This is a genomic window from Myroides sp. C6-3, from assembly GCF_050522425.1.
Lineage (GTDB): Bacteria > Bacteroidota > Bacteroidia > Flavobacteriales > Flavobacteriaceae > Flavobacterium.
The window spans coordinates 52,294-75,634 of the sequence record NZ_JBMVQP010000015.1; the positions used below are offsets into that span (position 1 = coordinate 52,294).

General features: G+C 39.1%; 18 protein-coding genes. 13 read left to right on the forward strand and 5 right to left on the reverse strand.

Annotated features, from left to right (window positions below; genetic code table 11):
• The first annotated feature begins 7 nt into the window (after positions 1–7).
• The gene (locus ACPDG9_RS08280; RefSeq protein WP_430527291.1) at positions 8–2,209 is read left to right on the forward strand and encodes a peptidase domain-containing ABC transporter; all 2,202 of its coding nucleotides are present in this window, start codon (positions 8–10) and stop codon (positions 2,207–2,209) included.
• Between the two features lie 46 nt (positions 2,210–2,255).
• Positions 2,256–2,816, forward strand: a complete 561-nt coding sequence (locus tag ACPDG9_RS08285; protein WP_430527292.1) for a HutD family protein — start codon at positions 2,256–2,258, stop codon at positions 2,814–2,816.
• 50 nt (positions 2,817–2,866) lie between these two features.
• On the opposite strand, the gene ACPDG9_RS08290 is transcribed toward ACPDG9_RS08285, so the two are convergent.
• Both ACPDG9_RS08290 and ACPDG9_RS08295 read right to left on the reverse strand, forming a co-directional pair.
• Entirely contained in the window at positions 2,867–3,142 is a 276-nt protein-coding gene (locus ACPDG9_RS08290; RefSeq protein ID WP_430527293.1) for a hypothetical protein, read from the reverse strand.
• A gap of 13 nt (positions 3,143–3,155) precedes the next feature.
• Positions 3,156–4,178, reverse strand: coding sequence for a M28 family metallopeptidase (locus ACPDG9_RS08295; protein WP_430527294.1), 1,023 nt, complete (start codon positions 4,176–4,178; stop codon positions 3,156–3,158).
• Positions 4,179–4,338: 160 nt separating this feature from the next.
• On the opposite strand from ACPDG9_RS08295, the gene ACPDG9_RS08300 reads away from it, so the two are divergent.
• Together ACPDG9_RS08300 and fsa are read left to right on the forward strand one after the other, a co-directional pair.
• Complete coding sequence (locus ACPDG9_RS08300) at positions 4,339–5,148, forward strand: SDR family oxidoreductase (RefSeq protein ID WP_430527295.1); 810 nt, start codon at positions 4,339–4,341, stop codon at positions 5,146–5,148.
• Between the two features lie 82 nt (positions 5,149–5,230).
• Positions 5,231–5,887: a fructose-6-phosphate aldolase gene (gene fsa / locus ACPDG9_RS08305; RefSeq protein ID WP_430527296.1), complete on the forward strand. Its 657-nt coding sequence runs from the start codon at positions 5,231–5,233 to the stop codon at positions 5,885–5,887.
• A 168-nt stretch (positions 5,888–6,055) separates the two neighbouring features.
• Here fsa and ACPDG9_RS08310 read toward each other — a convergent pair whose 3' ends face one another.
• The gene (locus ACPDG9_RS08310; protein ID WP_430527297.1) at positions 6,056–6,199 is read right to left on the reverse strand and encodes a hypothetical protein; all 144 of its coding nucleotides are present in this window, start codon (positions 6,197–6,199) and stop codon (positions 6,056–6,058) included.
• A gap of 92 nt (positions 6,200–6,291) precedes the next feature.
• Positions 6,292–7,497, reverse strand: coding sequence for a sodium/glutamate symporter (gene gltS / locus ACPDG9_RS08315; RefSeq protein ID WP_430527298.1), 1,206 nt, complete (start codon positions 7,495–7,497; stop codon positions 6,292–6,294).
• Between the two features lie 263 nt (positions 7,498–7,760).
• Here gltS and guaA point away from each other — a divergent pair, with 263 nt between their 5' ends.
• From guaA to ACPDG9_RS08340, 5 genes are all read left to right on the forward strand, one after another.
• A complete protein-coding gene (gene guaA / locus ACPDG9_RS08320) occupies positions 7,761–9,287 on the forward strand; it encodes a glutamine-hydrolyzing GMP synthase (protein WP_430527299.1) in 1,527 nt (508 codons plus the stop codon).
• A gap of 68 nt (positions 9,288–9,355) precedes the next feature.
• Positions 9,356–11,377 carry a LysM peptidoglycan-binding domain-containing protein gene (locus ACPDG9_RS08325; protein WP_430527300.1) on the forward strand — a complete coding sequence of 674 codons (2,022 nt, stop codon included), beginning with the start codon at positions 9,356–9,358 and terminating at the stop codon, positions 11,375–11,377.
• A complete protein-coding gene (locus ACPDG9_RS08330; protein ID WP_430527301.1) occupies positions 11,377–11,784 on the forward strand; it encodes an OsmC family protein in 408 nt (135 codons plus the stop codon). Before ACPDG9_RS08325 ends, ACPDG9_RS08330 begins: the two co-directional genes overlap by 1 nt.
• The gene (locus ACPDG9_RS08335) at positions 11,784–12,005 is read left to right on the forward strand and encodes a DUF3820 family protein (protein WP_002985168.1); all 222 of its coding nucleotides are present in this window, start codon (positions 11,784–11,786) and stop codon (positions 12,003–12,005) included. Before ACPDG9_RS08330 ends, ACPDG9_RS08335 begins: the two co-directional genes overlap by 1 nt.
• 349 nt (positions 12,006–12,354) lie before the next feature.
• On the forward strand, positions 12,355–13,659 hold the full coding sequence (locus tag ACPDG9_RS08340) for an NAD(P)/FAD-dependent oxidoreductase (protein ID WP_430527302.1): 1,305 nt from the start codon (positions 12,355–12,357) through the stop codon (positions 13,657–13,659).
• Here ACPDG9_RS08340 and ACPDG9_RS08345 read toward each other — a convergent pair.
• Positions 13,640–14,755: a DUF3810 domain-containing protein gene (locus tag ACPDG9_RS08345; RefSeq protein WP_430527303.1), complete on the reverse strand. Its 1,116-nt coding sequence runs from the start codon at positions 14,753–14,755 to the stop codon at positions 13,640–13,642. The two genes, ACPDG9_RS08340 and ACPDG9_RS08345, sit on opposite strands and share 20 nt — an antisense overlap.
• Positions 14,756–14,821: 66 nt before the next feature.
• Between ACPDG9_RS08345 and ACPDG9_RS08350 the strand changes: the two genes are divergently transcribed.
• The 4 genes from ACPDG9_RS08350 (at position 14,822) to ACPDG9_RS08365 (ending at position 23,257) form a co-directional block, all read left to right on the forward strand.
• Positions 14,822–15,109, forward strand: a complete 288-nt coding sequence (locus ACPDG9_RS08350; RefSeq protein ID WP_430527304.1) for a (2Fe-2S) ferredoxin domain-containing protein — start codon at positions 14,822–14,824, stop codon at positions 15,107–15,109.
• Between the two features lie 134 nt (positions 15,110–15,243).
• Positions 15,244–15,573: a hypothetical protein gene (locus tag ACPDG9_RS08355; protein ID WP_430527305.1), complete on the forward strand. Its 330-nt coding sequence runs from the start codon at positions 15,244–15,246 to the stop codon at positions 15,571–15,573.
• Positions 15,574–15,875: 302 nt separating this feature from the next.
• Entirely contained in the window at positions 15,876–16,307 is a 432-nt protein-coding gene (locus ACPDG9_RS08360; RefSeq protein ID WP_430527306.1) for a hypothetical protein, read from the forward strand.
• A gap of 257 nt (positions 16,308–16,564) precedes the next feature.
• Entirely contained in the window at positions 16,565–23,257 is a 6,693-nt protein-coding gene (locus ACPDG9_RS08365; RefSeq protein ID WP_430527307.1) for an MBG domain-containing protein, read from the forward strand.
• Positions 23,258–23,341: the final 84 nt, after the last annotated feature.

Genomic DNA, 23,341 nt, shown 5'->3' on the forward strand with positions numbered 1-23,341 from the left:
ACCATAAATGATCTTCACCCCCCAACACGACCAAATGGATTGCGGTCCTGCATGTTTAGCGATGATAGCCAAACATTACGGCAAAGAAGTAGACATACAATACATCCGAGAACAGTGTTTCATTTCGAGAGAAGGCGTTTCCTTATTGGGGATTAGTTTGGCTGCTAAGAAAATAGAATTAAAATCAAAGGCAGTAAAAATTAAAGTACAAGATATAGAACAAGCGTTGCTACCTTGTATTTTGCATTGGAATCAAAATCATTTTGTTGTTCTGTATAAAAGATCAACTTCCATTTTTACTAAACAAACCCAATACAAAATTGCAGATCCAGGCTTTGGATTGATTGCCTTATCCCAAGAGAAATTTGAAAAAGCTTGGTTAGCTGATGGAGAGCGAGGAGTTGCTTTGCTTTTGACACCGACAAAATCCTTTTCTAATCAGTCCATACCCAAACCCCAGAAGCAAACAGTTCACTATTTGCTCAACTACCTCAAACCCTTTCGTAAACAAGTGTTACAGTTAGTTGGATTACTGTTTCTAGGAACATTGACAACCCTGGTTTTCCCTATTTTAACCCAACAACTCATTGATGAAGGAGTAAATAAATCGAACTTAGCGGTGATTACCTATGTATTGATTGTTCAACTCGCTTTCTTTTTAGGGAATATTGTTTTCAGTGTTTCTAGAAATTGGATCTTGTTGGTTATGGGAACCCAAATCAACATTCAAATTATCTCCGATTTTTTAAAGAAGCTATTACAACTGCCCATCAAATTTTTTGATACTAAATTGATGGGCGATTTCAATCAACGGATTCAAGATCATGAAAGAATTGAACAGTTCTTAACCTCAGATAGTTTATTAACGGTTTTTTCGATGTTTACCTTTTCTGTATTCTTCGGGGTATTGTGGTATTATGACATACAAATTGTTCTTGTATATTTGACTTTAACCCTTGTTTCGATTGCTTGGTCTTTGTATTGGATGCGAAAGAGAAAAGCACTTGATTATTTTCGATTTCAACAACGCAGTGAAAACCAAGAAGCAATTTATGAAATTATAAATGGTGTTGCTGAGATGAAATTAAACCAATTAGAGGAAAGCAAACGCATCGAATGGGAAGAAATACAACAAAAACTTTTCGTTATTAATAGAAGGATTTTAAAAGTAGATCAAGTGCAACTCTCTGGATTCGAATGTATCAATCAGTTGAAAAATATCGTTGTAACCTTTCTTGCAGCTTATTTAGTGGTGCATCAAAAAATGTCCTTAGGTGCTTTGCTTAGTGTTTCTTATATCATCGGTCAGATGAATAGTCCAATAAATCAACTCATCTCTTTTTTCCGATCACTCCAAGATGCAAAGTTGAGTTTAACTCGATTAAATGAAGTGCAACAACATTCCATCGAAGAGCAAGAGTCTTTAAGACCCTTAACTGTTACAAAAGAGAAACAAGAAAAAATTGAAATCCGTGGAATTCATTTAAAAAACATCTCCTTTCAGTATGAAGGCCCCAAATCGCCTTATGTATTGAAAAACCTAAATTTGTTTTTTCCAGAAGGTAAGGTCACCGCTATTGTAGGGGCTAGTGGAAGTGGTAAAACAACACTGATGAAGTTGCTTTTACGATTCTATGAACCAACCCAAGGGAGTATTCAGTATAATGGAGAAGACGTATCAACCTTATCGCCCAAAAGTATTAGAGAAAATGCTGGGGTAGTCATGCAAGACGGTTACATTTTTTCGGATACGATCGCATGTAATATTGCAACAAATGATCAAGCAATTAGTGAATCAAAATTAGCTAATGCTGTACGAATAGCTAATATTGAATCCTTTATTTCAGCATTACCCTTGGGGTATCACACTAGAATTGGTGCCGTTGGTAATGGAATTTCTGGAGGACAAAGACAACGTATTTTAATTGCTCGCGCCGTGTATAAGAATCCACATTACCTTTTCTTTGATGAAGCAACCTCTGCTTTAGATGCTGAAAATGAAAAAGTTATTCACGATAATTTACAAGCTTTTTTTAATGGAAAGACCGTATTGATCATTGCGCACCGATTGTCGACCGTCAAACAAGCGGATCATATTGTGGTATTGAAACACGGCAAATGCATAGAGCAAGGAAACCACCAAACGTTAGTTGCTCAAAAAGGAGAATACTACAACCTAGTAAAAAATCAACTAGAATTAGGGAGTTAAGGACGTAGAAAATGTAGTAATTTTGAGTTTTCAAGAACCAGTTAACATGCATATTGAATTCATAGCAAAAGACAGGGTAATCACTAGTCGATGGACAGGTGGACAAACAAGGGAGTATGCAATTTATCCCAAAGAAGCGGTTTATGCGAATCGAAATTTTGACTTTCGAATCAGCAGTGCCACCATAGAGGCTATTCCTTCTGAATTTACCAAATTCGAAGGCTACCATCGCTATTTAGCCATGCTCGATGGTCCGTTGCAATTAACCATCAATGGAATAGACAAGCAGTATAAAAATCACGAATTGTTTGCATTTAAGTCAATCGATTCCATTACCTCTTATACGCAAGGAACTGATTTCAATTTGATGCTTCACAAACGTATTATCGATGAGGTAGTTGAGGTACGCAATCACCCCTTTAAAACCCATCAACCTTTTATCTTGTTATTTGCATTAGAAGTAGGATCCGCAGTAATCAACGGCGATCTTTGGGATCTTCAACCTTGGGATGCAATATTAATTAAGAATGAACAGAAGATAACAGTAGAAGTACTTTTGGAGCAACAAACGATTGTAGGCTATTGGTCAATGCCCGACTCAAAGTAGAGAAAAGAAGGGAGTCTTGCCTTAGCAGAAGCGCATAATGCTTCATCCTTTTATCTCAAAATAAAAATAAGTATATAGGTAATAACCAACGACTTCAAAGACAAGAAAGCAAAAGAGTCGACGGATAATTTTCTGTTGATTACACTCAACCCCAAGGCAATAGGTAAGATATACAGCGCATAATACATCACCGTGTATAGCTGATTGTATACCCATGCCGTCCATTCACCTGTGTGAGAACCTGTGATATAGGAAGCGCGCATGATCCAAAGAATGAGGTGAATAAAACACAGAACAAAAATCGAAATATCAGCGATTTTTGCCATTTTTACCCTCAATTTAGTTGAGTCTGGGTCTGTGGTCTCCATTTGCTAATTTCCAAGCTGTTTCAAATATTAGTTGTGTTCTTTTGGTTAGAATAGGAAAATCTATTTTATCAAAAGTATCAGAAGGTAAATGGTAGTCCTCATGCGTTCCGTTGTAAAAGAAAATCGCTGGGATGTTATTTTTGGCAAAGCTGTAATGATCAGAGCGATAGTAAATCTGTTGGGGATCGTCATCGTCGTTGAAGGTATAATCCAAAACAAGCTGTACAGATTCCGTATTGGCTTTTTCCGCTGTATCGTGTAAATCCTGGCTTAGTTTGTCTGATCCCACTAAAAAGATATAGTCTTGCGTAGAGGGATGCTCTTCACTTCGTCTTCCAATCATGTCAATATTGAGATTGGCAATTGTTTGAGACAGGGGAATAGGTGGGTTTTGTGTATAGTATTTAGAGCCGAATAAGCCAAACTCTTCACCTGTTACGTGGAGAAAAAGAACCGATCGTTTCGGTCTGATTCCCTCCTTTACGAGTGATTGAAATACACGGGCAATTTCCATAACCGCAGAAGTTCCCGAGCCATTGTCATCTGCCCCATAATACACCTTGTTAAGCAGAATACCCATATGATCAAAATGAGCAGAAATAACCAATACCTCTTCAGGTTTCTCACTTCCCTCAATAAAAGCCCAAACATTTTCACTATCCTTTAGTTTCATTTGCCAATTGGTCATAAAAGAAGCGGGAACAGGTTGAAAGTAACTACTTGTGTTTGGTGGCGTACCAATGCCTAATCGCTTATAGTAGCTTGCTAAATAATGAGCTGCTTTTCTCTGACCAGGCTCTCCTGTACGACGTCCTTCTAAGCTATCTGCTGTTAAAACTAGTAAGCTCTTTTGGATGGAGTCCCTAGAAATTCGGTTAAAATAAGCCTCTTTAGTAGCTATAGGATCATGTTGTACCACCGCTTGAGGAGAGTGACACTGTACGAAAGCCAACGCTATTAAAAATAGTGCGGGTAAGGGGATATACTTTTTCATATGGAAAGCTGTTTTTGGAATACAGGCATTTTGCCTGTTTCAAAAATACTAATTATTTTGAATGTTTGAGCGTGTAGTATAATTCATTTGTTTTTTAAAAGCTTACTTCCAATTGTCTTTTTTGTTAGTTGTGTTATATTTGTTGAAATAAAGAAAAAGCATGGGTAAAGTAGTTTTTATTACAGGTGGATCATCAGGTATCGGAAAATCAATAGGAACCTTTTTACAAGAAAAGGGATTTACAGTGTATGGAACAAGTAGAAATCCAGCTGGCGTAGCCACTTCGGTATTTCCTTTGGTACAATTAGATGTTCGAGACGAAGAGAGTATCACAACAGCTGTTCAAGCAGTTGTTGCGAAAGAAGGGCGCATTGATATTTTGATCAACAATGCAGGAGTGGGAATTACAGGTGCAATTGAAGAAGTGCCGACAGGAGAAATTGTCAATAACTTTCAAACCAATGTCTTCGGTCCCATTGCAGTAATAAAAGCAGTTTTGCCAACGATGCGCAAACAGAAAAAAGGATTAATCATTAACGTTACATCCATTGCAGGTTATATGGGGTTGCCTTTTAGAGGGTATTATTCCTCTTCAAAAGGAGCTTTAGAGCTAATCACTGAATCCTTGCGTATGGAAGTTAAACCTTTTGGTGTTGAAGTAACGAATGTGGCTCCGGGGGATTTTGCCACCAATATTGCTGCAGGACGTTATCATGCCCCTGTCTTAGAGCAATCCCCTTATGAAGATGTCTACAAAATGTCTTTAGATATGATGAATGAACACGTAGATAGTGGAGGAGACCCTATGGAAATGGCACATGCGATATACAAAATTATCCAAACTCCTAACCCCAAAGTACGCTACGTGATTGGTGCACCAATGCAAAAGTTTTCGCTGTTTTTGAAAAAGATTCTACCAGGAAAAATGTATGAAAAACTCCTAATGAATCACTATAAAATTAAAGGCTAAAAAAGAGGCAGAAGAATACGGTAAACGGGAATTAATATCGTATTTTTGGCACACAACATAACAAATTTTAAGTTTTAAATTTATGAAGTTTTTTATTGACACCGCTAACTTAGATCAAATTAAGGAAGCAGAAGCACTTGGAGTATTAGACGGCGTGACGACTAATCCTTCACTAATGGCTAAAGAAGGTATCACAGGTGCTGCAAACATCTTAAATCACTACAAAGCCATTTGCGATCTTGTAGAAGGAGATGTGAGTGCAGAAGTAATTGCTGTTGATTACGAAGGAATGATTAAAGAAGGAGAAGAGCTAGCTGCTTTACACCCACAAATCGTTGTGAAATTACCTATGACGAAAGAAGGAGTAAAAGCGTGTAAATACTTTTCTTCAAAGGGAATCCGAACAAATGTTACTTTGGTATTCTCTGCTGGACAGGCTTTGTTAGCTGCTAAAGCAGGAGCTACTTACGTTTCTCCTTTTATTGGAAGACTAGATGATATCTCAACAGACGGATTAGTGCTAATCGAAGAGATTCGTCAAATTTATGACAACTACGGATATGAAACACAAATCTTAGCTGCTTCAGTTCGTCATACTATGCACATTGTTAACTGTGCAAAAATCGGTGCCGATGTAATGACTGGGCCTTTATCTGCTATTTTAGGATTGTTAAAACACCCACTTACAGATAACGGATTAGCTCAATTCTTAGCTGATTACGCAAAAGGGAATCAATAACCTTTTAATACAAAACTTATTTACAAACATACAAACTAAAAAAAAGCCAACCTCGAAAGGGTTGGCTTTTTTTTGTACGTTTTTCAGAAAAATCCACCGTCCACTGTCAACTGTCAACTGTTAACCGTTAACTGTTAACCGTTAACTGTTAACCGTTAACCGTTCCCCTTACTTCTTGCTATTCAAAAACAAGAACCCAATAAGGATGAATCCGATTCCCGTAATAAGAGGAGGTTGCATACTTGATTTAATTCCTAAGAAAATCATATAGAGTCCTAATAAAAGAATTGCGATAGCTAAAATACGTTGCATATTTGTTTTTTTTTGTTGGTTTTTTGTTGGTGAGATTTTCGTTTAAAGAAAACACACTTATTTCAGAAAAATTCACTGTTCACTGATCACCCTTAAGAAATAAACGTTAAAAATACATTTAAAATCAAAGCGTTAAGGATATCGATAAAAAAGGCACCGACCAAAGGAATGATTAAAAAGGCCTTATAAGAAGGACCGAATCGATTGGTAACTGCTTGAATATTGGCAACTGCGGTAGCGGTAGCGCCTAGTCCAAAGCCACAATGACCTGCACTGAGTACAATTGCGTCATAGTCTTTCCCCATAAAGCGATAGGTAACATACGCGGCAAAGAACAACATGAGTGAAACTTGAATAATTAGAATAAGTAAAATAGGCAGAGCTAAGTCTACAATTAACCACAATTTTAGGGACATCAAGGCACAAGCTAAAAAGATAGAGAGTCCTGTATTGCCGACAACATCAATATTTCTGCTGTGTACTTTATATTTAAAGATATAGGTTAAACTATTTCGAATGATTAATCCAATGAATAAACACCAAACAAATGTGGGTAATTTAAAAGAGAACTGCGTGTTCCAATCTGCTAGCCATTGCCCTAAAACCAAACAGATGGCCATCATGGTTACGGTATGCATCATGCTGGTATAGCTAATAGGAGAGAAGTTCTTGGATTTGGTAATATCTTGTTCTTCTTCTTGCTTTTCAATGGTTGCGGGATCCACTTCTTTGTAGTTGTTTTTCTTTAGTAGGCGATAGGCAAGTGGACCACCAATAGATCCACCAAAAATTAGCCCAAATGTAGCACAAGCCATTCCGATCTCTTTCGCACCTAAAAGGGGATTGCCACTTACAGCGAAATCATCCGCCCATGCACCAGCTGTACCATGGCCTCCCGTGAGTGTAATTGAACCCGCAATTAGACCAAAACGCAAGTCGAGGTTGAGTATTTTGGCAAGTATAACGCCCAATGAGTTTTGACAAATGATAAAAACGGCTGCTAAAATCAAGAAAATAACCAAAGATTTACCCCCTTGTAACAGTTTAGAAAAGTCAGCGTTCAACCCAATCGAAGAGAAGAAAACCAACATCATACTTTGCTGAATAGCTTCGTTGAACGTAAAATCTGTTCCCAAAAATGCATGGGCTCCCCAAGTGAATAGCGCAACTAAAAAACCGCCGACAACGGGTTCAGGAATATTATATTTTTGTAACCAATTCACTTTCGATACAATATAATGTCCTAATAAAAGAACAAGGCAAGCCAACATTAAGGTCTCATAAATTCCAAAGTCCATACAAAGTCTATTTAAAGTCTATTTAAAGATTTATCCCTCTATTTTAAGCGATAGCGGAGATACATAAAGTACAAATATAAGTAAAGAACAAGTGAATTGATATAGGGGAAAATGCTTTTTGTTTAGTTTTTGCGTGATTAATCGGGTTAAATGTGAAAATAGTTATTTTATGTAGCTTATTTGCTAATTGTATTGTGTTTTTTGCAATAAAAAAAATGCGATAAAACTTTTTTGTAGTCTGTGTGAAATATCTATTTTTGCATATGCAACACAATGTACTTATTTTAGATTTTGGTTCGCAATACACACAGTTAATTGCGAGAAGGGTTCGAGAATTAAATATATTCTGCGAGATCCTGCCTTATAACGGTTTACCCGAGGATTTATCAGCGTATAATGCGGTAATTTTGTCAGGAAGTCCTTATTCTGTTCGTTCACAGGAAGCTTTACATCCAGACCTTGCTCAGATTAAAGGTAAAATGCCTTTATTAGCAGTGTGTTATGGTGCACAGTATTTGGCGCATTTCTTTGGCGGTGAAGTAGCTCCTTCAGATACACGCGAATATGGAAGAGCAAATCTTGCTTTTATTGCTGAAGATCCTTTCTTAAAAGATATTCCACAAAACAGCCAAGTGTGGATGAGCCACAGCGATACGATCAAAGCCTTACCGACCAATGCCGTTTTATTGGCTAGTACGGCAGATGTGACCAACGCAGCTTATAAAATTGAAGGGGAGCAAACTTATGCTATTCAATTCCACCCAGAAGTGTATCACTCAACCGATGGCGCTCAATTATTGAAAAACTTCTTAGTTGATATTGCAGGTGTAAAACAAGATTTTACTCCCGCATCATTTGTTGATGAGACCATTGCGGATTTACGTGAAAAAGTAGGAAGTGAAAAAGTAGTTTTAGCACTTTCAGGAGGCGTTGATTCTACTGTTGCTGCTGTTTTGTTGAGCAAAGCCATTGGGGATAACTTACACTGTATTTTCGTAAACAATGGATTATTGCGCAAAAACGAGTTCGCTAATGTATTGAAGCAATATGAAGGAATGGGATTAAACGTAAAAGGAGTAGACGCTTCTCAACGTTTTATGGATGCTTTAGCAGGCCAAGAAGATCCTGAAACAAAACGAAAAACAATTGGACGCGTTTTTATCGAGGTATTTGATGACGAATCCAAACTGATTCAAGATGCCACTTTCTTAGGGCAAGGAACAATCTATCCAGATGTAATCGAATCCATCTCTGTGAAAGGACCATCGGCTACCATTAAATCACACCACAATGTGGGTGGATTGCCAGATTTCATGAAATTGAAAATCGTAGAACCTTTGCGTATGTTGTTTAAAGACGAAGTACGCCGAGTTGGAGCTTCTATGGGAATTGATCCTGAATTATTAGGACGCCACCCTTTCCCAGGTCCTGGATTAGCCATTCGTATTTTAGGAGACATCACACCAGAAAAAGTGAGCCTTTTACAAGAAGTTGACGCCATCTTCATTAATGGATTAAAAGAGCACGGATTATACAATTCAGTTTGGCAAGCAGGAGCAATCCTATTGCCTGTAAATTCAGTAGGAGTAATGGGAGACGAAAGAACCTACGAGAAGGTAGTGGCTTTGCGTGCAGTGGCTTCTACAGATGGGATGACTGCTGATTGGGTACACTTACCGTATGAGTTCTTAATGGAGATTTCAAATAAAATCATCAATAAAGTTAAAGGGGTAAATAGAGTGGTATATGATATCAGTTCTAAACCACCTGCAACGATTGAGTGGGAATAAAATTAGAAAAATAAATAAGTCGCTGTATATTTGTATAGCGACTTATTCGCTTTTATAAAATTAGTAAGATGAAAAAGAAACTTGTTATAGCTTTAGCAGCATTTATTTTTACCAGTGGATTAGCTTTCGCTCAGGAGCAAAATTATACATCTCATCGCGTAAGCAAGGGAGAGACAATCAGCAAGATTGCACGGGAGAACAAAATATCAGTAAGTGAGATATTGAGGCTCAATCCAGAGGCGAAAACAGGAATTAAAGAAGGCGATGTTATTCAAGTTCCTGCAAGTAAAAAGACAGGAAAAACAGGAGCAACCGAAACCCCTGTTGCAAAAAAAGCAGAACAAGTTACAGATTCAAAGCGAAAAACACATCTTGTACAAGCCAAGGAGACGGTCTTTGGCATTAGTCGAATGTACAACGTTAGTGTACAAGACTTATACCAATGGAATCCAGAGTTAGAGCGCAATGGCTTAAAAACAGATAGCCATCTAGTTGTCTCACCTGCAGCTACAACGGCCGCCACAGATCAAACGGCAAATGTTACTGTGATGTTACCTGCAACTAAAGCAGTAACTCCTGTGGATAAAGCACAAGTGGGGTATAAGGAAGTGGATATCGAACCCAGACAAACCTTGTATAGTTTGGCTGTGGAGTATCAAACATCCGTTCAAAAGCTAATGGAACTTAATCCAGCCCTAAGCGATGGATTAAAAAGCGGACAAAAGATCAAAGTACCAATTTTAGGTACAAATGTAACAGAAGCACCTAAAACGAGTGAAACAAAGCCCGTTGCTTCAACTTCATTAGGGGATCAAAGCTACTATACCCTTACGATTGAACCAAAGCAAACTTTATTTAGCATTGCCAAAGAACACAAGCTGTCGGTAGAAGAATTGATAGAGGCAAATCCAGAATTGAGAAAAAGTGGCTTGCAAATAGGCATGGAATTAAAAATTCCCTCAAGTGAAGGAACACCCAGTAAAATAACAACAGAACCAAAATGGACGGTAGAACCTTCAGGAGCTTTTGTCGATTTGACCACCGCTGTAGATCGATATACAGCCAAAGAATTGGTGTTGTTATTGCCCTTCAATACCTCGCGCATCGGGGATAATATCAATGATCGAATGAAAACGGATGGTTTTCTAAATATGACGATGGATTTTTACTTAGGTGCTAAATTGGCTATTGATAAAGCTACTCGCATGGGATTGCCGCTGACCGTAAAAGTATTTGATTCTAATGAAACAAAAAACAGTTCTGATGTGAAGCGAATCCTTCAAGGAGAGGCATTGGACAAGGCAGAAGTGGTAATTGGTCCTTTCTTTCAAAGCAATGTAGATGAAGCGGTAAAAGCGTTGCCAAACAGCGATATTGTATTAGTATCACCGCTGTCTAATGAAAAAGCAAATCCTTCACCACAATTGGTGCAAACCATGCCTTACGGAGATGTATTGAAACAAGAACTATTGGAGTACTTCATCAAAGGAAATAGCAAAATTACCGTTATCGTGGATGAGAAAAAAACCTCAACCAAACGCTTTATGCAGCGAAACTATCCAAACATTAAGCTGATTGAAACTAAAGAACTAAAGGATATCGATAAAACTTTAATCGCAGAAAAAAACAACGTTTTTATTCTCGATTCCAACAGCATTGAATCGGCTTTGCTTTTAACGGATAAGTTGAAAAATAGAACGGATAAATTTGATATTCAGGTTGCTTCATTTGACAAAAATGAGGTATTTGATTACGGTGAAATAAAAATTGAAACACTAGTCGGATTAAATTATACATTTCCCTCTGTAACAAGAGATAGCGAAACGAGTTTGGATTCTGCCTTTGCTCGTGAATACAAGGCGCAAAATAACGCCATGCCCAATCGCTTTGCTATTCGCGGTTATGATGTCACATTAGACGTAATCTTGCGTATGTTCCAACGCGAAGGATTTACAGGATCCCTAGGACTGAAGTCGACAGAAATTGAAAATAAATTTGTGTACAGCAAAAATCCAGAAGGAACAATTCGCAATAAAGGAGTCTATATCCTGCAATATAACAATGATTTAACCGTAAAAGTAGTAGAGTAATGCTATCAAAAATAAAATACTTAGGCGATTTAAGAACGGAATCAGTTCACCTACAATCAGGAGAAAAAATAGTAACGGACGCACCAGTAGACAACCATGGAAGAGGGCAAGCCTTTTCTCCCACGGATATGGTCACGAATGCGGCAGGTTCTTGTGCAATGACCATTATGGGAATTAAAGCCAATGAAATGAATGTAGATCTTGTCGGATCGACGATTGAGGTGTATAAGGAAATGCAAGCAGATCCAAGACGCATTAAAAAAATCACCTTAAACATTAGCATGTGGAGTAATGCAGATGAAAAACAACGCGTGATTTTAGAACGCGTCGCTATGCATTGCCCTGTTCTCTTGAGCTTACATCCTGAAATTGAAAAAGAAGTAACCTTTAATTGGACGCAGAAATAATGCTCGACAATCAGAAAGAACTAATTGAATTGGCTAAAGCCAAAATGCCTTTCGGTAAATATGAAGGAAAATACTTGATTGATTTACCCGAGTATTACGTTGTTTGGTATCACAATAAAGGCTTTCCCAAAGGAAAATTAGGCCAACAATTAGCCTTAGTCTACGAATTAAAATTAAATGGTTTAGAACCGTTAATACGAAATATTCGAAATAATTTTTAAGGAATTCAACTGGCTTTAAAGCCAGTTTTTTTTTGGATAAAAATTATACCTAGACTAGAAGAGACCCCAAGGAAAGGCAAGACTATAGAAATAAAGCGCTACAAATAGAGCGAAAAGTGTTAATTCTTTCCTTAATTGAATTTTTATAGCAAATAAAAAAAAGAGAAAAGATTGACTATATTATTTTTGAATTAGTATTTTAACTCCCTTTTTTTAGCAATTGAATAGCAAAAATAGCTATTTTTTGAGTAGAAGCTAACTGAAAAGATTGACTTTCGCACCAAGCCTTGGATTGGAAACTAAAAACTTGATAAATAGTCGTAAATTTGTAGGATAAAATAGCGTAGTTATGATGAATATTCCTACATCGAATCGTCCGAGAGTAGTAATTATTGGAGGAGGATTTGGTGGATTAGCATTAGCTAAGAAATTGAAAAACAAAAATTTTCAAGTTGTCTTATTAGATAAGCATAATTATCATACGTTTCAACCCTTGCTGTATCAAGTCGCAACAGGCGGTTTGGAATCAGGATCGATTGCATTCCCCATTCGTAAAGTGGTTCAAAACTATGAGGGAATTTACTTTCGCGTAGCTCAAGTTCAACGCATTGATACTGAAAATAAAAAAGTTATAGCCGATATTGGCACCATCTTTTTTGACTACTTAGTGCTTGCAACAGGTTCTAAAACAAACTTTTTTGGCAATACCGCTATCCAACAAAACAGTATGGCGATGAAGACGATTCCACAATCGTTGAACATTCGCAGTTTGGTATTGGAAAATTTTGAAGAAGCCTTATTAACCAATGACGAAAAAGAAAAACGCGCGTTAATGAATTTCGTGATTGTCGGTGCAGGACCAACAGGAGTAGAGCTTGCAGGGGCATTAGCCGAAATGAAAAAACACGTGTTGCCCAAAGATTATCCCGATTTAGATATCCGACAAATGGAAATCAACGTGATTCAAGGGGGATCCAAAGTGTTAGATGCCATGTCAGAGAAATCCTCTAAGAGCGCGCAAGAATTCTTAGAAAAATTAGGCGTGAATGTTTGGGTGAATGAAATCGTAACGGATTTTGATGGAAAAACAGTACACACCAAATCGGGATTAGAATTCAAAACCGAAACCGTGATCTGGACGGCTGGAGTAATGGGAGCTGTGATAGATGGATTTGAAGCGTCCGTGATTCAGAGAGGAAATCGACTAAAAGTAAACGAATACAACCAAGTAGAAGGTTTTAGTGATATTTTTGCTATTGGAGATGTGGCGGCTATGGTTACGGAAAACCTGCCAATGGGGCACCCAATGATGGCGCAACCCGCGATTCAACAAGGTCAATTATTAGCCAATAACTTAATTCAATTAAGAGACGGAAAACCATTGAAGAAATTCGTGTACAACGACAAAGGATCTATGGCAACCATAGGAAGAAATAAAGCAGTGGTTGACTTACCTAAATTCCACTTCAGTGGATTCTTTGCTTGGTTTGTTTGGATGTTTGTCCACTTAATGTCCTTAATCGGATTTAGAAACAAATTCTTGGTGTTTTGGAACTGGATGTACAACTACTTGATGTTCGATCGTCAAGCGCGTTTAATCGTCCGTCCATACAAGAAAAAGAACGAAGAAAGTTTTACAAAGAACAATGAATAAACGAGAAAGAGCCTGTAAACACAGGCTCTTTCTTATTGTAGTGAATCAGTAAATCAATAAACATATTGTAGGATCGAATGCCTTCTTTCTGGTTGTTGAGCTTGAGGAAATTGCTGTAGATAAACTTAAAAATCGAATCTGTAATTGACTTATACGATTGCCAAAAAACAGTGTTTTCCATTAGGTTGACCTGCACACCAGGGTGAATTTCTTTGAGTATAGCCTTAAAATTGAGTTCCGATTCTTCCCCTTCTAGTGCTTTTAAGCAATAACGCAAGGCGAAGATATTCGCTGAGTACTGATAATGTAGGTCTTCTTGTTGTTTGGCAGCAAGAAACCCAATGAAGTTCGCTTCGCTTTCTTTGGCATAACCGAGCTGATGTGCAATTTCATGTGAAGCCGTTACAATAAAAGTAGAGGTTGGTATTTTAGTATTGACTTGCGCTTCTAGTGTAAAGGGATTCACATAGCCCGAAAATCCCATATAGGTGAGCGGTAAACTATAGAGTGAGCCTTTGGCTTTTTGATTTCCATAGGTATACCATTGCGTTGATTCACTTAAACGACTTATCCCTAATTCAGCATCTTGTAGGATTTGCTTTTTATCAAAGGAAATAACAACCTCACGAAGAGAATCCTGTGTTAACAGTAGTTGTAAGGCATTGGTTTGATGAATGATTTCTTGTGTTAATCGCGTCAGTTCTGCTGTTGTATAGCCTTGTTGTAAATCGAGTTGAGTACGTATCGAAACACGGTAATTATTGAATCCCCACAGCAAAGTAAAAGTTACATAAAAAAGCAAACCTCCCTTGAGTGCAAAACGAAGGTATTGTCGTATTTTCTGCTTGCCCCCTTTGTTTGCTTTCCCTATCAACCTAATTTTCCACAAGAGGAAAACCCCCACCAAAAAATAGAGTACATCGCCAATCGAGAAGGGAAGTAGGTTGGTAATAGCCGTGATCATACGCAAATAAAAGGCATAAAAACCCTGTGTATAAAAGCGCTCCACCCATTCGGGATTTGAGGTTAGTATTTTTTTAAGGATTAGAAATACAACAAATCCCAGAACATAATATCTTGTTTTAATCGATCGCATTTTTAACTAAATTTTTATTTAGAATGGATAAATATAACTATATATTTGTAGCAAACTTTTATCCCAATGAGTAAAGTTAAGAAAGGTGAGCGAACAATCTTCGTTTGCGATGGAAAAAAATGTTGCCGATACAATGAAGAAGCCAAGGCATGCTTTGAAGATCTACTTGAAGAAAGTGGTCTTGGAACCGAGTATGCGTTGTGTAAAATGAAGTGTCAAGGCATGTGTAAAAAAGCACCCGTAGTCTACCTTTCGGAACACGATACCTACAAAAAAGAAGTGACGAAGAAAAAAGCAAAAAAAATCTTTGAAAAATATATTGCTGTAACAGAAGTTGTGATCAGTGATCAGTGATCAGTGATCAGTGATGAGTGATCAGTGATGAGTGATCAGTGAGGGAACAAAAAACAAAAAACGACAAACACCCAACAATATTTTTCCCATCAAAGATTTAAATCGTAGCTTTATCCCAACAAAATCCCAACGCATTGAAAAAAGGAATCATCATTGTTCTTGTTGTTGTGGCTGTTGCAGTTTTGCAATTTAGCCATTTTATGAAGAGTCAACCGAGTAAAGTAGAAGTAAGGCAAACCGAAGCAATAGACTTTGTTGTAGATAAAATCGAAGTTTCTTCCGATGGTGCCTATATGTTTTACGATGCTAAAGGAGTGCTCTTTACCCATTATACCTTTGATGCTCCTGCAGAAATTATCAAAGGCGATCGTATTGTACAAGAGGCGAATGCTACTGAGCTTTATGTTTATCGCTTCGATCAAAACGGCAATAAAAAACTCTTTCTCAAAGTGAATCGAAAATAGCTCGACTCCTTGCTTTCCCAACTACAAATTCCCGATTTGCTATAGACCTTGTTCGAGTCTCGTTCGAGTCTTGTTCGGTAAAAGGGGGGAAAACCCAGTAAATACCGAAGGAGTATCGAACAAGACCCAAACAAACATAGGAGGATATGTGTTTAAGATCTTGTAAACTAGTGTGTTGCCTTTTTTTGGAAAGGGAATTAATCCCCTTTATTGCCCAAAAGTGGAAGAAAAGAGTAGGGGGTATTGTGCGTTTTACTATTTTGTTTTTGAAGCGTACAACGCAGTAAAATAATAGAAAAAAGATGAATTATACTTATACCACTCGATTGGATTACTTCATGCTTTTGTTCTTCTTCTTGGGAGGAGGTGCAATCGGCTATACCTTGGAACTTGGCTATGCCTATGTAATTGGTTGCGGGTTGCTCATACCCTTTTTGATCCTGTTTTTTAGTTTCGCACAGGCCGATCGTGAAGTTCAGCTCGATGGCATACAACGACAATTGGTTTATACCTATAGTCATTGGGGGAAGAGAACAACAAAAAGCTATCCTTTAGACGAGTTAACCTTTACTTATAGTTCCATGTTTACACAACACGGAAAATGGGCGAAACTTCTTATTTACCATGGTGATAAAATTGTATACAAACCGAGAATAAGTGCGTATTCACTCCATGCTGAACAGCAAGAACACTTGGCAGATTGCCTAAAGAAACTCCGTGTTAAGCAGAGGTAAAGGCGTAGATTGAGCCTGTTTTTAGATGGTAATCGATCGCTTTAAGCCTTTGTAACCCTTTAGTTTTCAACGTATTTTTAAAATGTCCCCTATTTGTCCCCCCTTAAAAAAAGGTTTTGTTAAAGGAAACAAATATATTTGGTGGTAGTTTATGTTAAAAAAAGCATAAACGAAAAACGAAATCCCTGCTTTAGGTAGTGGAAATTCACATCGATTGTGATTTTACGGATTTTATTTTTGACCTAAAATACACCAATATGAAAAAAGTAATCCTCCTTTTTCTTTTCCTTTTATTTGCTTCTTTATCTGGCTGGACACAAACGCTAACTCCATCCAATGGAATCTTGTACGTCAAAAAAGGCGCAACTGGTAATGGTAGCTCCTGGAACAATGCCGTAGGGGAGTTAGCCGATGCTTTGCATTGGGCTAATGAACATAAAGCTGATTTTTCAACAGCAGCACCTCTGCAAATATGGGTAGCCAAGGGAACATATTATCCTCTGTATCATCCGGTTACTTTTGCCGCATCAACAACAGATCGCGATGTCACCTTTTTGATGGTGGATCACGTGGATTTGTATGGGGGGTTTGCAGGGAATGAAACGAGTTTAGATCAACGCAATTTTGCAAACAATACCAATGAAACCATCTTGAGCGGTGATTTAGGTCAAGATGAGGATATTGCAAACAATGCCTATCACGTGGTGGTAGCGGCTAGTGCAAATGAGGTTGAATTGAAGTTGGATGGTTTGACCATCACCCAGGGCAATGCCAATGGTTCAGATTATTTAGTACTAAATGATGAGTCTGTTGATAGGAATAAAGGAGGAGGGATTTCTGTTTCTTCTTCTGTTACGTTAACGAATTCCGCAATAAGTAATAATATGGCAAAAAGTGGAGGCGGGATTTATGCTTCTTCTTTTTTTCCTTATATTGTGTTGGCGAATTCCACAATAAGAGGTAATTATGCAGATTTTGAAGGAGGTGGAATTTATGCTCCTTCTTCTGCTTCTTCTACTGTGTTAACGAACTCCACGATAAGTAACAATAAGGCAAATAGTGGAGGCGGGATTTCTGCTTCTGCTTCTATGGTGTTGACGAATTCCACGGTAAGTAATAATAAGGCGGATTGGAAGGGAGGAGGGATTTCTTCTTCTTCTTCTTCTTCTTCTACTACTGTGTTAACGAATTCCACGATAAGTAATAATGAGGCAAATAGAGGAGGAGGTATTTATACTATTTCATCTTCTATTGTGTTAAGGAATTCCACGATAAGTAACAATAAGGCAAACAGAGGAGGAGGTATTTATTCTTCTCCTGCTTTTTCTTCTTCTTCACTAACCCTACTCAATACTACCTTTGTAGGCAATAAAGGGGAGAATGGTATTTACTATTACGAAGGAAGTACTAACACCCTAAAGGTACACAACAGCATTATATTCGGCAATCAAGCAACCGATGGAACGCTGCTTAGTGGAACTGATTGGCTAGGAGGTACTGATTTAAATAATATCCCAACAGGGAATAGACTCGAGTATAAATACAGTTTAGTGCAAGGACATACAACGGTTGGCAATGGCAATATAGTGGATACCGGCCAAGCCGTTACAGATCTCTTTGTCGATCCTACCCAAGGGGATTATCGCTTAAAATCCACTAGTCCGTTGATCAATCAAGGGAATGATACGTTGTATAGAGGCGGTAATCTCAATCTTAATACAGATCAAGATTTGGCGGGGTATCCGCGTTTGATTGATTATCGAGTGGATATTGGAGCCTATGAACATCAGTCCTTTAGTTTTAACCCAACCGCAAATGTGCTCTACGTTAAAAAAGGCGAAACAGGTAATGGTAGCTCCTGGGCCAATGCCGTAGGCGAGTTAGCCGATGCTTTGCATTGGGCTAATGAACATAAAGCTGATTTTTCAGCAGCACCTCTGCAAATATGGGTAGCTAAGGGAACATATTATCCTCTGTATCATCCGGTTACTTTTACCGCATCAACAACAGATCGCGATGTCACCTTTTTGATGGTGGATCACGTGGACGTATACGGGGGCTTTGCAGGGAATGAAACGAGTTTAGATCAACGCAATTTTACTACCACGGACAATGAAACCATCTTAAGTGGTGATTTAGGTCAAGATGAGGATATTGCAAACAATGCCTATCACGTGGTGGTAGCGGCTAGTGAAAATGGAGTTGAATTCCAGCTGGATGGTTTCACCATCACCCAGGGCAATGCCAATGGCTTAGGTTACTTATTGATAAATCGTAAGGATGTATATAGAAATGCTGGAGGAGGGATTTATGCTGTTTCTACTTCTAATTCTTTTTCTATTACGTTGACGAATTACACAATAAGCGGTAATCATGCAGAGTATGGAGGAGGGATTTATGCTTTTTCTTCTCCTATTGTGTTAACGAATTCCACAATAAGTAATAATAAGGCAGATAAGTCAGGAGGAGGGGTTTATTCTTATTCTTCTCTTGTGTTGAAAAACTCCATCATAAGTAATAATAAGGCAGATCAGGACGGAGGAGGTATTTATTCTTCTTCTGATTTTTCTTCTGTTACGTTGACGAATTCTAGCCTAAGTGATAATTCAGGAGTAGTAGGAAGTGGTATTTATTTAGACCCCAATAATACGTCTACGCTAACCCTACTCAATGCTACTTTTGTAGGCAATAAGGGGTTAAATAGTATCTATTATAACAGGGGAAGTATTAACACCCTAAAGGTACACAACAGTATTATATTCGATAATCAAGCAACCGATGGCACTTTGCTTCGTGGTACTAGTTGGTTATCAGGTGATAATCCAAGTAATATCCCAACAGAAGGTATGCTCGAGTATAAATACAGTTTAGTGCAAGGGCATACAACGGCTGGCAATGGCAATATAGCGGATACTGGCCAAGCGGTAGCGGATCTCTTTGTCGATCCTACTCAAGGGGATTATCGCTTAAAACCCACTAGTCCGTTGATCAATCAAGGAAATAATGCGTTGTATAGAGACGTTAATCCCACTCTTACTACAGATCAAGATTTAGCAGGTAATCCGCGTTTAGTTGGGGAGAATATTGACATTGGAGCCTATGAAAATCAATGTAATTTAATCGCTACCGTCCTTTCTCATTCGGTTTTGTGTTTTGGAGAAGCGATTGGATCCGCAACGGTGAAGGTAACCGGCGGAACAGCGCCATACACCTATACTTGGGACAATGGCATTGCATCTACAACCAATGAAGCTACCGACTTAGCTGCAGGAACTTATACAGTAAGTATTACCGATGCGAATGGCTGTGAGATTGCTCAAACGTTTACGATTACTCAACCAGATGTTTTAGAGGCAACGCCAACACAAACGAATGTCACTTGCTATGGGGAAGCAAACGGTTCTGCTCAAGTGGAAGTAACTGGCGGAACAGCGCCATACACCTATACTTGGGACAATAACATTGCATCCACAACGAATGAAGCGACGGGCTTAGCTAAGGGAACGTATACGGTAAGCATTACCGATGTGAATGGCTGTATAATCACGGAAGAGTTTACGATTACTCAACCAACTGCTTTAGAGGTAACGCCAACACAAACGAATGTGATTTGTTATGGAGAAGCGAACGGTTCTGCTCAAGTGGATGTTACCGGTGGAACAGCGCCGTACACCTATACTTGGAATCAAGGCATTGCATCCACAACGAATGAAGCAACCAACTTAACTGCAGGAACCTATACGGTAAGCATTACCGATGCGAATGGCTGTATAATCACGGAAGAGTTTACGATTACTCAACCAACTGCTTTAGAGGCAACGCCAACACAAACGAATGTCACTTGCTATGGGGAAGCGAATGGTTCTGCTCAAGTGGCAGTAACTGGCGGAACAGCGCCATACACCTATACTTGGGACAATAACATTGCATCCACAACGAATGAAGCGACGGGCTTAGCTAAGGGAACGTATACGGTAAGCATTACCGATGTGAATGGCTGTATAATCACGGAAGAGTTTACGATTAGTCAACCAACTGCTTTAGAGGCAACGCCAACACAAACGAATGTGATTTGTTATGGAGAAGCGAACGGTTCTGCTCAAGTGGAAGTAACTGGTGGAACAGCACCATACACTTATGCCTGGGACAATAACATTGCATCAACGACAAATGAAGCAACCAACTTAGCTGCAGGAACTTATACCGTAACGATTACCGATGTGAATGGCTGTATAATCACGGAAGAGTTTACGATTACTCAACCGGATGTTTTAGAGGCAACGCCAACACAAACGAATGTCACTTGCTATGGGGAAGCGAATGGTTCTGCTCAAGTGGCAGTTACCGGTGGAACAGCACCGTATACCTATGCTTGGAATCAAGGCATTGCATCCACAACTGATGAAGCTACCGACTTAACTGCAGGAACCTATACCGTAACGATTACCGATGCGAATGGTTGTGAGATTGCTCAAACTTTTACGATTAGCCAACCAGATATTTTAGAGGCAACGCCAACACAAACGAATGTCACTTGCTATGGGGAAGCAAATGGTTCTGCTCAAGTGGAAGTAACTGGCGGAACAGCGCCATACACCTATACTTGGGACAATGGCATTGCATCCACAACGAATGAAGCCACAGGCTTAGTTAAGGGAACGTATAGCGTAACGATTACCGATGCGAATGGTTGTACAATCACGCATGATTTTGAACTTACACAACCTAGTGAAGTAGCTATGCCTCAGGTCGATACGCCTGTGGTTTATACCTATGGAGATACAGCCCTTCCTTTAACAGCAACAGCAGGAGCCGCTCATACACTCTTGTGGTATACTGCTGAAACAGGGGGGCAAGGAATGACCACGGCACCAACGCCAAGTACAACGGCTATTGGTACTCAAACGTATTGGGTAAGTCAACGTACCCCAACGGGTTGTGAGAGTGAGCGTCAACGCATTGACGTACAAGTTAAAAAGGCAACACTGAGCGTTGTAGCAGAGGCAAATCAAACAAAAGTGTATGGCAGTGCCGATGGGGTATTCACTTACCGTGTAACGGGCTTTAAGGCAGGTGATGATCAATCTCTACTGACAGGGGCTTTAGCACGACAAGCAGGGGAGTCGGTGGGACTATATGCCATCACTCTAGGCACTTTAGCTGCTGGGGTAAATTATGATATTGACTTTGTATCTGCTGATTATGCAATTACAGCAGCACCGTTGACTATTGTTCCGGATGTGGAGCAAACCAAGGTGTACGGCAGTGCAAATCCAACTTATACGTATACGGTTTCTGGTTTAACTAACGGAGATACTCCTGCTGTTGTAAGGGGAATATTGAGCCGTCAATTAGGAGAAAATGTCGGTCGTTATGTTTACCAGCTAGGTACACTAACGACAACCGATAACTATACCTTAACCCTTGAACAAGAGTATTTTACAATTACACCCGCTTCTGTGGAGGTGGTTGTCAACGCAGGACAGCAAAAAGCCTATGGCACTGCCGATCCCGTGTTGACCTATCGTGCTCTAGGACTGGTTAATGGGGATTATGCTGCAACTGTATTTAGAGGAGCACTAACCCGTGTATTGGGAGAAGAGGTTGGTGTGTACGCCATCACACAAGGGACACTTCAACCCAATTCGAATTACGAATTAACGCGTTTTACTTCGAGTGACTTCCAAATTGTAAAAGGGAGAATTGCTGGACTTCAGTTGAACAATCAAACCTTTGTTTACGATGGTTTGCCAAAATCGTTAACGGTTCAAGGAGAGCTTCAACCAGAAGCAACGGTTCGTTATACAGGAAATAATCAGGTGGATGTAGGCACCTATGCAGTTACCGCTACGGTAGATTACGGCAGTAATTACGAGGTATTAACGCTTACTGCTACGCTTCAAATCACACAAGCGGAACAGCAGATAAGCTTTGATTTGGCTTCTCCACTTGTATTAGAAGATACCGCAGCATTTGCGCTCAATGCCACAGCCTCTTCGGGATTAGCCGTGACTTATACGTATCAATACATAGAACATGAGCCTGTGACGATAAGTACAGCCGGACAGGTAACATTACTCACTCCGGGTGTGGTGGAGATTACAGCGCATCAAAGTGGAAATACCAACTATAAAGCTGCAACAGCTGTGACGCGTACTTTGGTTGTGAACAGCAAAGACAGCAGCATCTGGATCTTAGAGGTAGATGGAGTTCGCTATGAAAAACCAACCCAAAATACCTTAATTATTCTTGATTGTGATGGGGGTCAAAGTGATTCTGTTCGCATAGAGGTGACTGTACAACTCGGAGCTACGGTGCTTCCGTCTGAAGTCATCGTTCTGCCAACACCTGGTTATGGAACGTTTGAACAGGAGATCGAAGTACTTGCTCAAGATGGAATACACCGAACAACCTATAAAGTCATCATTGAAAAACGCATTCCATGGGAAGGGATTCTCATGCAGAAATACGACAACGTAGTTTTTGTCAACAACAACCCCAAAACCAATGGAGGCTATGTGTTTGAAAAATACCAATGGTATAAAAACGGACAAAAAGTAGCGGAAAAACAGTTCTTTTCCGAAGGTCCAACGCTAGAAGATAAACTTGATCCCAATGCGGAGTATTATGCTGTACTCTACACCAAAAATGGCAAAGTATTCACTACTTGCCCAATGGGAATCCAACAGAAACACGGCTATGGATTGGCAGTATATCCGAATCCAGTGGCAAAAAGTCAACCGTTACATATTCGATTTGATTATCCGGTAGAACAGTTTACCACAACAGCATACACGGTGTACAATGCCCTAGGACAGTTTATGGTCAAGGGGGAATTAGAACAACCTCATTCAGTTGTTGATTTACCACTCAACCTCGCTGCGGGTAGCTATATTTTAGTGCTAAAAGTAGAAGGGCAATATCGATCCGTTCGATTTGTTGTCAAGTAAATAAAAAGAGGGTGTCCCAAAAGGCCACCCTCTTTTTTTAGGTGTGTTTTGACTGAAATCAGTTGTGTTTAAAGTTTAAAAAAT